The sequence below is a fragment of the bacterium genome (assembly GCA_019695335.1).
Taxonomy (GTDB): domain Bacteria; phylum CLD3; class CLD3; order SB21; family SB21; genus JABWBZ01.
Map to the genome: position 1 here is coordinate 118436 of JAIBAF010000001.1, position 13678 is coordinate 132113.

A 13678-nucleotide genomic window follows, 5' to 3' on the forward strand; every position below is an offset into this window, starting at 1 on the left:
TGATGAACTACATTCTTTTCTCTCTATAAAATAAAATCAAATCGGTGCCGACAGTGTCTTTGCCCAGCTGTCTCAGCATCGTGGTCACTTGTCCGCGATGATAAGTGGAGTGATTGATCATATGGCGAAGCATTTGTTCTATCGGATTGGAAAATTCTTTTCCGGCCGTATTTTTATAGGTGAGGACGCGCCGGAGTTCCGCTTCATCCAAAGCATTGACCATCGTACGAACGTCTTTATCCACGCCTGACCAGATAGCGCGCAATGCCGTGCACGACGACGTATCCCATTCTTTCGGAGCGCCGCTGGGGGATGAACCTTTCCACCGCGTCAACCAAACCCATTCTGCCGAAATCAGATGCAAAAGCGTATCGCGAACAGATGGAAAACTGCTTTTCAGATCGCTCGTAAATTCGTCCGGCGTCAGTTTTGATACAGCATCGAATATCCGCGTGTTAGCCCAGGCGTCATATTCAAATAATTCTTTGATTTCAGAAATCATATCGGTGAATCCTTATGTAAGAAAATTTTTAATCGTGTTTTTCTAAAATTGCTTTTGAATAGAGATCGTAAAAATATTTTAATATTTCAGCAGGCATGGGTTCATGGCCTTTATTTGGAATAACTTCTTCCGTAACCGATTTGAAACCTAATTCACCAGCGGTTTTTTCAGCCTCTTTCCATTGTCCATACAGCCTTTTGCCCGCTGCCCAGAGCGTGTCTGTACCGCCGACGAAATACCGAATGGGCAAATGTGCTTCGGACGAGTGGATAGTGTTAATTTTTTCATCGACGCACCGGCGTATATAATTGCAGGCAACGGCGGCGACGCCGGACAATTGTTGCGGGTGAGCGAAAGTGTACGCCCACAAGAGATGCGCGCCCGCTTCAAATCCCGTAATATAAAATCGTTCGTCGCCATGAAATTGTTTCCGTACATCGCGCATGACGGCGGCAAGCCCTTCCATATCAAAGGTGCATGTGCCGGCGCTATCGATACGTTTCCATGTTGCGGTTGAATAAGGGAAAATTTCCGGATTGTAAAGCCCTTGCCGACCATTGGTTACAATAAATGGCGCAACAAGAATAAACGGCATATTACCGCGTGCATCAACGAATCGAATCAAATTTTCTTTGTATTGTTTTTCCGCGGCTTCCAGAACAACTACCATCGGCCATGTATCGGCGGTATTCCAGTTATTTGGGAGAGACACATAATATTGCATCGGGTGATTCTCTGCCGTTAGAAGTTTTAATCCGTGATCTTGCGCGGATAAAACGTACACCGGAATCAATAAAACGTAGAAACTATTTCTGATGGAGATCATTTTTTTATTTGAACAACTTTCAATTTTTTACCGGCTGCAAAGTGTTCGGCGATTTGTTTACCGCCTTTATCCACTTCGCATTGCGAAAATACGCCATCCTGTTCGATTTTTTTGACGATCAATTTTCCGATATCGGATGACTTTTTGACCATGCGCCCTTCGATATCAACTTCCGTTTCATAATATACTTTGAATGCATCGTCTTTGCGGATACCAAGCTCTTTGCCGCAGGTGATGACGACTAATTTGGCTTCGCCTTTTTTGGCTTTTTTTATTTCATAAATAAATCCTTCGGCAGGAAAAGCTTTGCGCAGCCATTCACCGATATCTTTTTGAACTTTGTCGAGGGCGAAATAAGCGGCTTCCGATGGCGTAGGCTTGGACAAAAAACCCGTAGCGCCCTTGAAATTCTTACTCGCGATAACTTCGGCGGTCGATACATTGATAATGCGAAGATTAATATCAGTTGTAGCCGTATAAGGGTAGGTTTTATTTCCCATCCATGTTTCTTCGACTTGAGCTACCGACACTTGTTGCAACTGTCCGACGACGATATATTCCGCGCCAAGCAGCGAACCGATTTTGACGCCTTCATTGCCTTCGGAAAGATCGCTCATTTGAAAATCCTGTTCCTTTAAAATGCGATCCATCATGGTGCGTTCGACGACTCGAATTCGTTTGACGTCAAGAAAAGCATTGACGACCTTTTGAGTAGCCGCTTCAGCAAAAGACGCAATGGCAGCCTTGTCGGCAAAAATGTTCGGCGCCGATTCCTCGCGAGTAACCGAGCTGTCGGTTACTATAAGAGTCACTTTGGCGCCGTCTTTGGAGGCAAGAGCAATAGCGTCAAGCGGCAATACGGCGACAATTGTTTTTTTGGAATCGTTTGAATTTTGACTGATGAGTACGCCGGTAAACAACAATAAAAAAGGCAGGATAAATTTCATCTGAAATCCTCGGTGTGTAAACGATGGCCGATAGCTACAACATAAAGATATTCAACCGGCAATTGCAAGCTTCTTGTTTATTTTTTCGTGGACAGTTTTTCGAACATGATCTTGTACAACGGAGTAGAGACGCCGAATTCTTGTCCCATTTTGACAACGTAACCGGTTAGAGAAGCGATTTCAGTGCGTCCGCCCTTTTTGAAATCGCTGTGCATCGATGACGTTGTGTCGTAAGGCAAAGTACCCATTTTAGTGAGATGTTTATCGATAATATTCTCAGACAGAGTAATGAGTTTCGCATCGGTAACGGCTTTTAATTCCATCATCAAACCGATCAGGAGTTTTTTGTCGTCATCCTTGCTCAGAATTTCACCCAAACACCGGTCAAGATACGACGTCAGCGTCGCAATTGGAGAGATGAATAAAAACTTTTCCCACATGGTCTGGTGAATGTTTTTTGACAAATGCGATTCGATACCAGCGTTTTTTAAGGTCAATTCAATTGATTTCAAACGTTCGATGTTGCTTTTGCGGTCTCCGAAATGCATTAAATGCGTTGTGCCGCTGACTTTGATAGTTCCGGGTTCAGTCAGGCGCGCTACGATGTAAATACATCCGTCGAGGACATCGGCGCGTGGAAAAATTTTATCGAGCCTTTCGGCTGCGTCAACGCCGTTGAGTAAAGGCAGGATCACAGTAGAGTCGTGAATGCAAGGCCGAAGCGTTTCCATCGCCGATTCGAGGTCGTAGCTTTTTACGCAACATACGATCAAGTCAAGCGGTCCTGCTTCTTCGGCTTTCTGCGTAACGCAAAACGGATGAGCAATAATCTCACCTTGATGAGTTTGTAATTTCAGTCCCGACGATTGAATGACTTTGGCATGATCGCCACGTGCGAAAAAAATGACGTCGTGAATGCCTGCATAGGTTGCAGCTAATCGTCCGCCGATAAATCCGCCAACGCCTCCAAGACCGACAATAGCTATACGCATAGAGTAACTCTTGATTTGATTTCCGAATCGATGATTATGCGCCGACCAATTCTTCAATAGGTTTGCGCAGAGGATAGTTTTCTTTTACATATTGCCCGGGTGTAAGGCCTGTGAACATTTTAAAATCACGAATGCAGTGTGCTTGATCGTAATAGCCGCTTTCTAACGCAATTTCGGTCAGAGTTTTTTCAGGAAAACGGCTGATCATTTTTATCGTGTGATGGAGCCTGGATTTTTTAGACAAAGTTCCTGCGGTAATTCCTACACTGTCGATAAATTTTTGCTCGACCCTTCGTCGCGATAAACCAAACCTATGTGTCCATTGACTAAATGCAAAATCAACCGGGTTTTGTAAAATTAATTGCGCTAGCGACATGACAACCGGATCAGAGCGGTGCGAGCTTAATCGCATATGCAAATAATTTTCCAGAATACGGATAGCGCCCTTGGCGCCGGTTGAAATAATACGTTCATGCAATTCAGCCGAATCTTTTGGATTGATCAATGACCAATCGACTGAAGCGTTGGTAAAAAATTTGGCTGAATCTCCGGTAATCAGTGTTCCGGCCCATGGATGAAAACTGACGCCTACAACATGAAACGGTCCAGTGTGTTTTAAAAATACGGGCGTAAGAAATTGTCCAGTCAGAAAAATCGGCGCTTGCTGCTGCACCGATTGCCCGGGAAATTGTTCAAGCGTCGGTGCGCCCAGCGTGAAAATCCATTCAAAAGCGCCGAAAGGTATCAGGCGCTGAAATGATTGCGTTTCGGGCGACGGGTCTTCGAGTATCCAGTATTCCCGGACATAGTTTTTCAGGAACGGCGAAGGTTTGAAATGTAAAAATTTCATGCGGTGATACGGTGGCTTTCGTTTTAATACAATTTTTTCATGAAGGGACGGATTATCTTGATGCGTTAATTTTCAATTCATTGTAAAAGAAAAAGGAAAAAATTGCCATGAAAGTTTTGATTTTATTAGGAGTGATGATGATGTCTACAGTTAAGGTTGTCGATGCGCAAATCACCGACCGGAAGATTGTCAAAACCCGGACGGTGAATTTATCGCCGGATTCTGTTTGGTGGAAATGGACAACACGTGAAGGTCTTTTAACGTTTTTTGGAATCGATAACAATGTTCGTTTAAGCGTAGACGGGCCGTATGAAATATTTTTCGGCGTCGAAAAAAACGAACGCATTGGTTCCAACGGCTGTAAAGTATTATCGTACATTCCTAAAGAAATGTTGTCGTTCACCTGGAATGCACCACCGCTTTATCCGGATATTCGTAACAGCAATGACTACACCTGGGTGGTTATTTATTTCAAACCTGCCGGAAACAACCGGACAGAAGTTACGCTTCAGCACTACGGTTGGCGGCAAGGAGGCGATTGGGATAAAGTTTACGATTATTTCGATAAAGCCTGGAGCCGCGTGTTGGATAATCTTGAAAAAAGTACGCATACCTATTAATGTAATTTGACGGATTAGAAACAGACAACAAGTTATTTGCAGCGCATTCTTTCAAGGATGCGTTGCAAATAATTATATTAATCATCGAACCGAGCCACCTGACCTTTGACGTTGCGGATGCGGCAACCTCCGCTTCCTTCGGAGACAATCGTGACGTTGCCGGAAACTCTGTCGATATCGATATCGCCGGATGCATCGTCGACTTTGACGTTACCTTCGATGTCGGTTATTGATAAATAGCCTGAGCCGTCTTCGACGGAGACGTCGCCTTGTATCGCGGCAATCATAATTTCACCTGAGCCGTCATCGATCGTTACACGGCCGGTAATGTCGTGAATGTCAATATTGCCGGAACCGTCGTCGATACTGACGTTGCTGCTCATATTCGTTACTTTGATCGAACCGGAGCCATCGTCGATATCCAGCGCAATGTCTTTCGGTACGTAAACAGTCAGATTAATACTGGCATTGACGTAGTTATACAGATGGCCTTGCTCGATCTCACTTCGTAAAAAAGCCGTACTTTGCGTTTTTTTGAGCACAAGAGTGACTGTTTTTTTGATAAATTCTTCCGCTTCCTTCTGATCCCATCCATCGATCTGAATTTCTGCCGTGACTTCGATGGTTTCGCCTTTCCCTTCGACGATGAGAAATCCCGATCCGCAATCAATCTTCAGCAAATCAATGCCTTCACGCGGTAAAGTAAGTTTTTCCGTTTTTTCATACGCATAAGTACCGGTTGCAAGTACCAACACGCCAATTAAGGTCACTAATATTTTCATTGTAGAGCCCTTTGAAGTGGGGGAGTTGAAGGATGTTACGAACGATCAAAGCAGATTGTTTCAATTGTGTATGCGGCGGGCGAGAGGACTGATCCATTGCATGCATACGATGCGGTTGTGAAAGTAGCCGATCTCCAATTGCGTCGCATCGGCATAACGTAAACCTTTGAGAAGGGAGGCTTTGGCGAGATGTTCCTTAGGCATAATGACGCCTAAGTGGCGAAGGCCGGCACGGGCGGCGCTTGGAAGCCAGTGGTCACGCACCCACGCCTGATCGTCACTGCCAAGGACAGTCAGGTTTTCAAAATCTGTGACGGCCACGATGGAGCGTTTAGCCTGAATAAGTTCGAGAAATTTATCGAAAGCGGTGCGATAAGCGCCTGTAGCCGAAAATTTTTTCCACTGAATCGTCGGCCATTGCGTCTGTTCATGCCAGTAAACGGCCATGAACGCATCTTCATGATATGCTACAGACTGGATGGTGCTGGGAGTAGGGTCAAACATCTGGTCAAATGCTATTAAATTGTTGGCGGAATATTACCAAAAAAATGTTCGATAAGTCAAGGATAAAGTTTTTCTGAAATTATGGCCAGATCACAATTCAAAAATTATACGAAATCGACATTCCCCTGAATTGATTGAATGGATTGTATTGTGGTGTAATGCTTAATTTGTGGCGAGCATTGTATTCTTTTACAGATGAAGGGGTTTTAACATAGCTCCAAACCATCGACGTTGTGAGCATGCCAACGCCTCCGATGGCGACCAAGGCTCCAATGTCACTATTCCAAGGACCGCCATAAAATGTTTGTGCGATTGCAAGCGATGCTAAACCACCGCCCAGAGTTCGAAAGGCAATACCTTTGATGCTTCGCTTATAATCCTGCGCATACAGGCTTCCGACGGATGGACCTATCACGATGCCTGCAACGGCTAAGCTAATCGAACCGAAATATGCGACATTTTCACGGTCATTTTTGGTTGCCGTGATCAGGCCGACAGTTGTCGGGATTACAGTACTTCCCAGCGCCATAAGTATCGCCGTCGATGTATTTTTATTTTTTTTAAGTTGTGTTGAAAAAGACATGGATGTCGTATCGGTTGTACGAAGTACAAGACTTTGGGCTGCAGAATTTTGAACGATCAATAAAATTATCATCAGTAGATTTTTCATGGTGAGTTTCTCCGGCTTCATTCAATTTTAAGCTTTGAACTTATAAGCACGCTAAAGTCATGCCAAATATTAGCCGTATGTTTATGGTCTGTAGTTAAAAGTATTTTATTGTTTTGAACTATTTATCAAACAATCATCATGCGAGCAAGAAAGCATTCAGTGAAATTAGAATGCAGTGCAAGAATAAGATGACGGTCAATTCATAGGCCTTCCCTGTTTGGGTCAATTTGAATCAATGGAAGATTTCGACTGCACCCGACCGAATTTTACGCGTATATTAGGTGGTCTTTTTTACTTCGAACAAACATACAGGTGCGTTTATGAAAAATCGTATTGGTCTTTTGGGGTTGCTAATGCTTTTGCAATCGGCGTGGGCGCAAGAACCGTACGAAATTCAAAAAATTGCAGACGGCGTATATGTATTCATTGCGGAAGATCCCACGAAAGATGTTGTCAATGGCAATTCGGTTCTGGTGATAGGCGATGACGGCGTGCTGATATTCGATTCAGGAACAAGTTTACGCGAAGCCAGGTGGATGATCAAAGAGATAAAAAAACTGACGACCAAACCCGTAAAATTTGTTGTAAATTCGCACTGGCATTGGGATCATTGGATTGGTAATCAGGTTTTTGTAGAAGCGTATCCCGGATGCCAGATTATTGCGCATAGCAGTACGCGTTCCGCCATGATGTATCAATATCCGCGATTTGTCAAACAAGCCCTTGCAACGCAAGATCAGGTGATTGCCACGTACAAAAAAGAAATCGAAACGGGCAAACATGACGGCGGCGATTCCCTGACATTATCTGAAAAAAAACGATGGGCGCGGACGTATGCCGATCTCGTCAGAGATTCTGCTGAAACCCGGCAATACAAGGAAACGTTACCGACGATGACGTTTGATAAAAAACTGACTTTGTACATAGGATCGCGCGAAATTCAGTTGGTTTTTCTGGGTAATGCGAATACACGCGGGGACGCAGCGATGCTTCTGCCCGCAGAAAAAATCTTGATAACCGGCGATATTCTGGTGTCTCCGGTTCCTTACGCCTTCGGTGTATCGCCGCGCAGTTGGATTAATGTTTTAAAAACTATTGCTGCAATGGATGTGAAGATGATCGTACCGGGCCACGGTATGGTACAAACAGATAAATCGTATGTTCAAAATGTGATTGCGTTGTTTGAATCGAGTTACGAACAAGTTGCTGCCGGGAGACGAAAAGGGCTCAACGCGAAAGACGCCGTGGCAAAAGTCGATCTCGAAAAATTCCGTAAAATTTTTGCCGGTAACGACGATGCAAAAAACTGGGCGTTTACAAATTATTATGTTACGCCAATGCTGGACAGGATGTACAAAGAGCTCGGTGGAGAATTAGGGGAATAAAAATCTTACATATCATTACTAGTATTTATTGATCTTCGGGGAGATCGATGAACCAGGCTTCTAGACCCGGAGATTTGGTTTTATTGTCATGCCGGTAAATGTAGCCGCTTAACCGGCCGTAGTTATCCAAATCGGATTTGATGAGGAACGTACCGTCGTAGTCGATGCCTTTTTCGGTAAATGAAATACGTAACACTTTGATCTGCTCTACGGCTTCGGCAATCTTGCCCACAGCCTGAATCGTTTTATCGTTAATTTTGCGAACGATTTTTAATTGAGAGTTTTCATATTTGACCGTCAAAGCACCGGTGTATGGAGTCGATGAATCGGGTAAACGGCCTACGATCTGATATTGTCCGACAATAAATTGATACAAATTTTCATCTTCATCCTGAGCGTTAACTGAAGAAACAAAAAATAACAATCCTGCGAATAATATCCGAAATATGATTTTCATAAATTTCTCAACGTTTTTGTTGCCGAATATTATTCTCAACGTATCGAAAGCAAAACAATTAGTCAAGCTATGAGTTATTTCGGCGTCCAGCTTAATACAACCAGAAACATTTTCCGATCATTCCATTGATAAGAAAATAAACTGACAGAATTCCGTTTGCCGCAATCACGGCTGTGATATATAGGGCTGTAAATTTCCTTCGTACGAACGAGAAGCCGCGAAATATTACAATAAAACTTGCGAGAGACTCTACCATCCATAACGCCGAAAAAAGAGCGTAACCAGCGGTCTTCCAATTAAATTGTCCGCCATCCATCAACGGGTCAAGCATGCCATTGAAGCAAAAGATCGCGGCTGCAAACGTCACGATAGCGGCTAAGGGCCAAAGCCTGACAAAAATTTCTTCACGCGAAAGCGATTTGATCCGAATAAGCCAAACCAATGTGTAGAGAATGTACGTAATCAGTAAAACAAATGATCCCAAAATTCCGCCTAATCTCAGCCAGAACATAAATGCAGATGATTTTTCGTAATAATACGCATCGTAAATGTACACCAATTGCCCATTTTCATCTTTGGTCATGATCGCGTCGGATTCAACTCGATCACCGCGATAGAAAGTATTGGCTGATGCCGGAATAAGTTTGACGGGTTTGTCAAAAAGTGTTTTGACAGTCAGAGTATCGTTTTCTAAATATAGATTGAATCCGTTGATCAGGCACTCGGCGAAAGCCAAAAATTCGTTACGGGGACTGGCAAAAGAGTAGAAGCCGAGATAGGGCTCAACAAACGTTCTGTCGAGCGCTGAGGTTACAGGCACAGGCTTGTCTAAATTACGCGTTAGAAAATCCGCGACAAGTGTAATAATCTCTTTGTTAGACTCCATCGCATTATTGGAGACGGCAAATCCAACGCCGTATTTCCGGTTGTATCCATAGTACGAACTAAATCCGTCAATGCCGCCTGTATGTCCTTGCATCCATGCCCACGATCCTTGTCTTCTGCGAAAATTGGCTAATCCATATCCGTTGTGCTGTCCTGAACGAGAAGCCAGCGATGAGGCCGATGTTTCCATTCGGTCAATCGACGCCGGTTTAACGATCGTGGTATCGCCGATGCGTCCGGAATTGAGCAAGCATTGTACAAAACGGGCCATGTCAAGAGCGTTGGAATTCAATGTACCGGCAGCCGCTCCATTGATAGGATTGAATCCTATGTCGACATATCCGTTGTCTTCCCATGAGTAACCTTTGGCGTAGTCAGCTTCTTTTCCGGATGGAATAAATGAAACAAAATTGCTTTCAGTCATACCTATCGGACCTAAAATATGTTGTGCCATATAATCGTGATAGTTTTGTCCGGAAAATTTTTCAATTAGATAGGTGAGAACGACATAGCCGGAATTGGAATATGAAAATCGTGATCCGGGTTTCCACCGACAGTGCATGGAATTTTCGTGTTTGTGCAGCATTTCGCGCAATGGCAATTCGTTAGTTTCTGAATTATACATTGCAGAGAAATGCATATCGTCAAAACCTGTCGTATGTTCCAATAGATGTACGACTTTCAAAGGATTAGTAGTTTCCCATTCGTTTTCAAAAATCACTTCCGGAGCAATATCGCGCAGATGATCTTCAAGAGATAATTTGCCTTGCTCGACTAATTGCAAGATCGCCAATGCAGCAAAACTTTTGCTAACCGAACCCATACGAAAGAGGTGATGTTCGTTGGCAGGGATCTGGTTTTTAAGGTCAGCGAACCCGACACCACCGGAAAATATTACGGAGTCACGGGTTACCAGTGTCAGCATAAGCCCGGAAATGTTGTTGCGTTTCATGATTTTTTGTACGGAATCGATTAATTGGGGAACTGTTTCGACGGTATTGGTTTGAGCGTAGGTGTACCGGAGAACAGATACACTGAAGCACAAAAATATTAAAAATGATTTTAACATGATTTAGGTTGCTCCAAAAAAAATAAATTAAAGCTCTTTGAACGAATAGACCGCTGTGCTGTCAAAATGTTGCAACGGTCTTCGGCGAAGATGCGCGATGAGGGAAATTCCCGTTGCCCAAAATGAGTAAAACGCTTATATTGCGGGCGGCTTTTAACATCACAACAATCATCTAGGAACTCTACTATGGCCGATATTCAACGCGATGTAATGGACATGGATGTATTATTTGTCGGAGCAGGGCCTTCCGGACTGGCCGGCGCATATCATCTGGCACGACTCATCAAACAACACAATGAAGCAATTGACAAAGGCAAACAGGGACAAAAAATTAATCTCGAAAACGGTATTGGCATTCTGGAAAAAGGCCGCAATGTTGGCGATCACATGCTTAGCGGCGCCGTCATGGATCCGATTGCGATCAAGGAATTGATTCCCGATTATATTGAAAAAGGATTTCCCATCGAAAGCGAGGTAATTGGCGAGTCGGTATATTTTCTTACTCAAAAAAGCAAATTCAAGTTTCCAATTCTCCCTCCGACATTGCAGAATCACGGTAATCTTATTTGTTCGCTCAATAAAGTAGCGGAATGGCTGGCCGAACAGATTAACGGCGAATTCGGTGATATGATCAATATCTTTCCGGAATTTCCTGGTAAAGAAGTCTTATATGATGGCGATAAGGTGTTGGGTATTCGCACGGGCGATAAAGGACTGGATGCACACGGAAATCCTAAATCGAATTTTGAACCCGGCGTCGATATTCATGCCAAAATTACGATCTTAGGAGAAGGTCCGCGTGGCAGCTTGACCAAACAGCTTGTTCCGCGTCTTAAATTAGATGAAGGAAGAAATCCGCAAGTTTACGGAACCGGCGTGAAAGAGATTTGGGAAATCCCGGCCGGTCGCCTGAAAAAAGGAATGGTCGTTCATACGGCCGGTTGGCCGCTTGCGTCCGATCACTATGGCGGTAGTTGGCTCTATATGATGAGCGATACGATGTGTTCACTAGGATTTGTTTCGGCATTGGATTATAGCAATCCAACGTTTGATCCGCATGGAGCGTTTACTTTATTTAAAACCCACCCTTACATCAGTGGGCTGCTTGAAGGCGGAAAAATGCTGACTTATGGAGCCAAAACAGTTTCAGAAGGCGGTTATTGGTCAATGCCGAAATTGTACGCTGACGGTGTAATGCTGATCGGTGAATCGGGAGGATTTATCAATATCTCGAGACTAAAAGGCATTCATCTGGCTATCAAATCCGGAATGCTTGCTGCAGAAACGGCATTTGAAGCGCTGCAAAAAAATGATTATTCATCAACTACATTGAAGGCATTTGACGAAAAATTTAAAGCCAGCTGGGCATATAAAGAATTATGGGGTTCACGTAACTGGCGGCAAAATTTTACAGGTAGTTTTTATACCGGCATGATAAAAGCCGGTATGCAGATTTATCTGACCGGTGGCGGCACGAAGAATCGTACTCCGATCGCTGTAGATTACAAACACATGAAGAAAAAGTCCGAAGCCGCTGCGCCAATTGATAAAGTCAAGGCGGATGAAAAACTGACATTTCAGAAATTGACAGACGTTTATTATTCCGGTACCAAACATGAAGAACATCAGCCGTGTCACCTTGTGATCGGACCAAAGGATCTGGCTGATATTTGTAATACGCGTTGTAAAGAAGAATATGGCAACCCATGCCAGCATTTTTGTCCTGCTCAAGTATACGAGATGGTTGAATCGGAACCGGGAAAAGCTACTCAACTTCGGATCAATTTTTCAAATTGCGTTCATTGCAAGACATGCGATATTGCCGACCCGTATCAGGTTATTACTTGGGTAACTCCTGAAGGCGGTGGGGGTCCTGTTTATAAAAATATGTAACGAAAGGTTTGTATGTTTAAATTTTTTGCACGGAATAGCCATGCGGCAATTTTCTTTTTCCGATTGGGTGTAGGTATCGTTTTTATTTATCGCGGTTATCTTAAACTATTTGCTGCCGGTGCGCCTCAAAGTGCCGCCAATTATATGGCACAAATCGGTATTCCTTTTCCGACGGTTGCCGCGTATCTGTCCGGCGGCGCTGAATTTTTTGGCGGAATCATGGTTCTGTTGGGCTTATTGACACGCCAGGCTAGCTTGTTCCTGATTTTCAATATGATCGTCGCGATCACTGTTGCCCATCGTAATGATTCTTATCGTGCTATGGAACATGCCGTGCAGATGCTGATCCTGTCGGTCGGAACGCTATACAGCGGCAGCGGCAGCTTTTCACTCGAAAGCTTGGTGAAAAAACACGGAGATTAACAATGACATACAGCGAAATTAAAAGAATGTGCGAAGACTTGGTGTACTATGCAGGGCATAAAATGTCTCGCGATGATGACGATGAATTTAAACGTTTGTATCAACGCGTCAAAGAGGACGATGATCTTGATTCTATTTCGCTCAAAAAACTTCAAACGATTTATGATAGATATATGAAGAAATGAGGTTGAGATGTTGGTATTGACGACGAATACAATTGAAGGTAAAAGAATAGTCAAATATTTCGGACTGGTAAGTGGGGAAGCCATTCTCGGGGCAAATATTTTCAAAGATTTTTTCGCCGGCATTCGTGACATCGTAGGAGGACGTTCGGCGGCATATGAAGAAGAATTGCGTAAAGCCAAAGAGATTGCAGTTAAAGAAATGGAAGAACAAGCCAGGGCCATGGGAGCGAACGCCGTGATCGGAATCGACCTGGATTACGAAACGATCGGCCAAAGTATGTTGATGGTCAGCGCTAGTGGTACAGCCATTTTATTTGAAGACAAATAACATGTTTACCGGTCTTATTGAAGAAATAGGCGAGATAACGTCCATTGAGAAAATCGGCGATGGATTACGTTTGACCATTCACGCACCGGTTATTACTTCCGATGTCAAAGTTGACGACAGTATTGCCATCAACGGCTGCTGTTTGACAGCAACGAAAGTGAGTGGAACTGATTTTACAGTTGAAGCCGTAGAAGAAACACTCAAAAAAACCACTCTGGGTTTACTAAAAAAAGGTGATCAGATCAATCTTGAAAGAGCGATGAAGTTATCGGACAGGCTCGGCGGGCATCTGGTTTTAGGACACGTCGACGGAGTGGGCAAAATTATTTCCATCGCATCGCGCACAACTAGCTGGTGGGT

Annotated in this window: 17 protein-coding genes; 7 read left to right on the forward strand and 10 right to left on the reverse strand. The window is 43.8% G+C overall.

Going from position 1 to position 13678, the window contains the following annotated elements:
- Positions 1–7 precede the first annotated feature (7 nt).
- The 5 genes from K1X84_00550 to K1X84_00570 form a co-directional block, all read right to left on the reverse strand.
- Positions 8–502 (reverse strand): DinB family protein, encoded by a 495-nt coding sequence (locus K1X84_00550; GenBank protein ID MBX7150096.1) that lies wholly within the window; start codon positions 500–502, stop codon positions 8–10.
- Between the two features lie 28 nt (positions 503–530).
- A complete protein-coding gene (locus K1X84_00555; GenBank protein ID MBX7150097.1) occupies positions 531–1328 on the reverse strand; it encodes a hypothetical protein in 798 nt (265 codons plus the stop codon).
- Complete coding sequence (locus K1X84_00560) at positions 1325–2275, reverse strand: CsgG/HfaB family protein (protein MBX7150098.1); 951 nt, start codon at positions 2273–2275, stop codon at positions 1325–1327. The genes K1X84_00555 and K1X84_00560 overlap by 4 nt, the downstream gene beginning before the upstream one ends.
- A 77-nt stretch (positions 2276–2352) precedes the next feature.
- Positions 2353–3267, reverse strand: a complete 915-nt coding sequence (locus K1X84_00565) for a 2-dehydropantoate 2-reductase (GenBank protein ID MBX7150099.1) — start codon at positions 3265–3267, stop codon at positions 2353–2355.
- A gap of 34 nt (positions 3268–3301) precedes the next feature.
- Entirely contained in the window at positions 3302–4117 is an 816-nt protein-coding gene (locus tag K1X84_00570) for a helix-turn-helix domain-containing protein (GenBank protein MBX7150100.1), read from the reverse strand.
- A 107-nt stretch (positions 4118–4224) separates the two neighbouring features.
- Between K1X84_00570 and K1X84_00575 the strand changes: the two genes are divergently transcribed.
- A complete protein-coding gene (locus K1X84_00575; protein MBX7150101.1) occupies positions 4225–4737 on the forward strand; it encodes an SRPBCC domain-containing protein in 513 nt (170 codons plus the stop codon).
- 77 nt (positions 4738–4814) lie between these two features.
- Here the strand turns inward: K1X84_00575 and K1X84_00580 are convergent, their stop codons facing one another.
- The 3 genes from K1X84_00580 to K1X84_00590 all read right to left on the reverse strand — a co-directional run bounded on the left by K1X84_00580 (position 4815) and on the right by K1X84_00590 (position 6693).
- Positions 4815–5519 (reverse strand): DUF4097 family beta strand repeat-containing protein, encoded by a 705-nt coding sequence (locus tag K1X84_00580; protein MBX7150102.1) that lies wholly within the window; start codon positions 5517–5519, stop codon positions 4815–4817.
- Between the two features lie 60 nt (positions 5520–5579).
- The gene (locus K1X84_00585; GenBank protein MBX7150103.1) at positions 5580–6023 is read right to left on the reverse strand and encodes a hypothetical protein; all 444 of its coding nucleotides are present in this window, start codon (positions 6021–6023) and stop codon (positions 5580–5582) included.
- Between the two features lie 97 nt (positions 6024–6120).
- The gene (locus tag K1X84_00590) at positions 6121–6693 is read right to left on the reverse strand and encodes a hypothetical protein (GenBank protein ID MBX7150104.1); all 573 of its coding nucleotides are present in this window, start codon (positions 6691–6693) and stop codon (positions 6121–6123) included.
- Between the two features lie 320 nt (positions 6694–7013).
- Between K1X84_00590 and K1X84_00595 the strand changes: the two genes are divergently transcribed.
- Positions 7014–8078 carry an MBL fold metallo-hydrolase gene (locus tag K1X84_00595; GenBank protein MBX7150105.1) on the forward strand — a complete coding sequence of 355 codons (1065 nt, stop codon included), beginning with the start codon at positions 7014–7016 and terminating at the stop codon, positions 8076–8078.
- A gap of 25 nt (positions 8079–8103) precedes the next feature.
- On the opposite strand, the gene K1X84_00600 is transcribed toward K1X84_00595, so the two are convergent.
- Together K1X84_00600 and K1X84_00605 are read right to left on the reverse strand one after the other, a co-directional pair.
- Positions 8104–8535, reverse strand: coding sequence for a hypothetical protein (locus tag K1X84_00600; protein ID MBX7150106.1), 432 nt, complete (start codon positions 8533–8535; stop codon positions 8104–8106).
- Between the two features lie 91 nt (positions 8536–8626).
- Positions 8627–10489, reverse strand: coding sequence for a beta-lactamase family protein (locus K1X84_00605; GenBank protein MBX7150107.1), 1863 nt, complete (start codon positions 10487–10489; stop codon positions 8627–8629).
- A 186-nt stretch (positions 10490–10675) separates the two neighbouring features.
- On the opposite strand from K1X84_00605, the gene K1X84_00610 reads away from it, so the two are divergent.
- The 5 genes from K1X84_00610 to K1X84_00630 all read left to right on the forward strand — a co-directional run.
- Entirely contained in the window at positions 10676–12382 is a 1707-nt protein-coding gene (locus K1X84_00610) for an electron transfer flavoprotein-ubiquinone oxidoreductase (GenBank protein MBX7150108.1), read from the forward strand.
- A 12-nt stretch (positions 12383–12394) separates the two neighbouring features.
- Positions 12395–12805 carry a DoxX family protein gene (locus K1X84_00615; protein ID MBX7150109.1) on the forward strand — a complete coding sequence of 137 codons (411 nt, stop codon included), beginning with the start codon at positions 12395–12397 and terminating at the stop codon, positions 12803–12805.
- Between the two features lie 2 nt (positions 12806–12807).
- Entirely contained in the window at positions 12808–12990 is a 183-nt protein-coding gene (locus K1X84_00620; GenBank protein MBX7150110.1) for a hypothetical protein, read from the forward strand.
- A 7-nt stretch (positions 12991–12997) separates the two neighbouring features.
- Complete coding sequence (locus K1X84_00625) at positions 12998–13318, forward strand: heavy metal-binding domain-containing protein (protein ID MBX7150111.1); 321 nt, start codon at positions 12998–13000, stop codon at positions 13316–13318.
- 1 nt (position 13319) lies between these two features.
- Positions 13320–13678: riboflavin synthase (locus K1X84_00630; protein ID MBX7150112.1), on the forward strand; the 359-nt coding region annotated here is incomplete at its 3' end.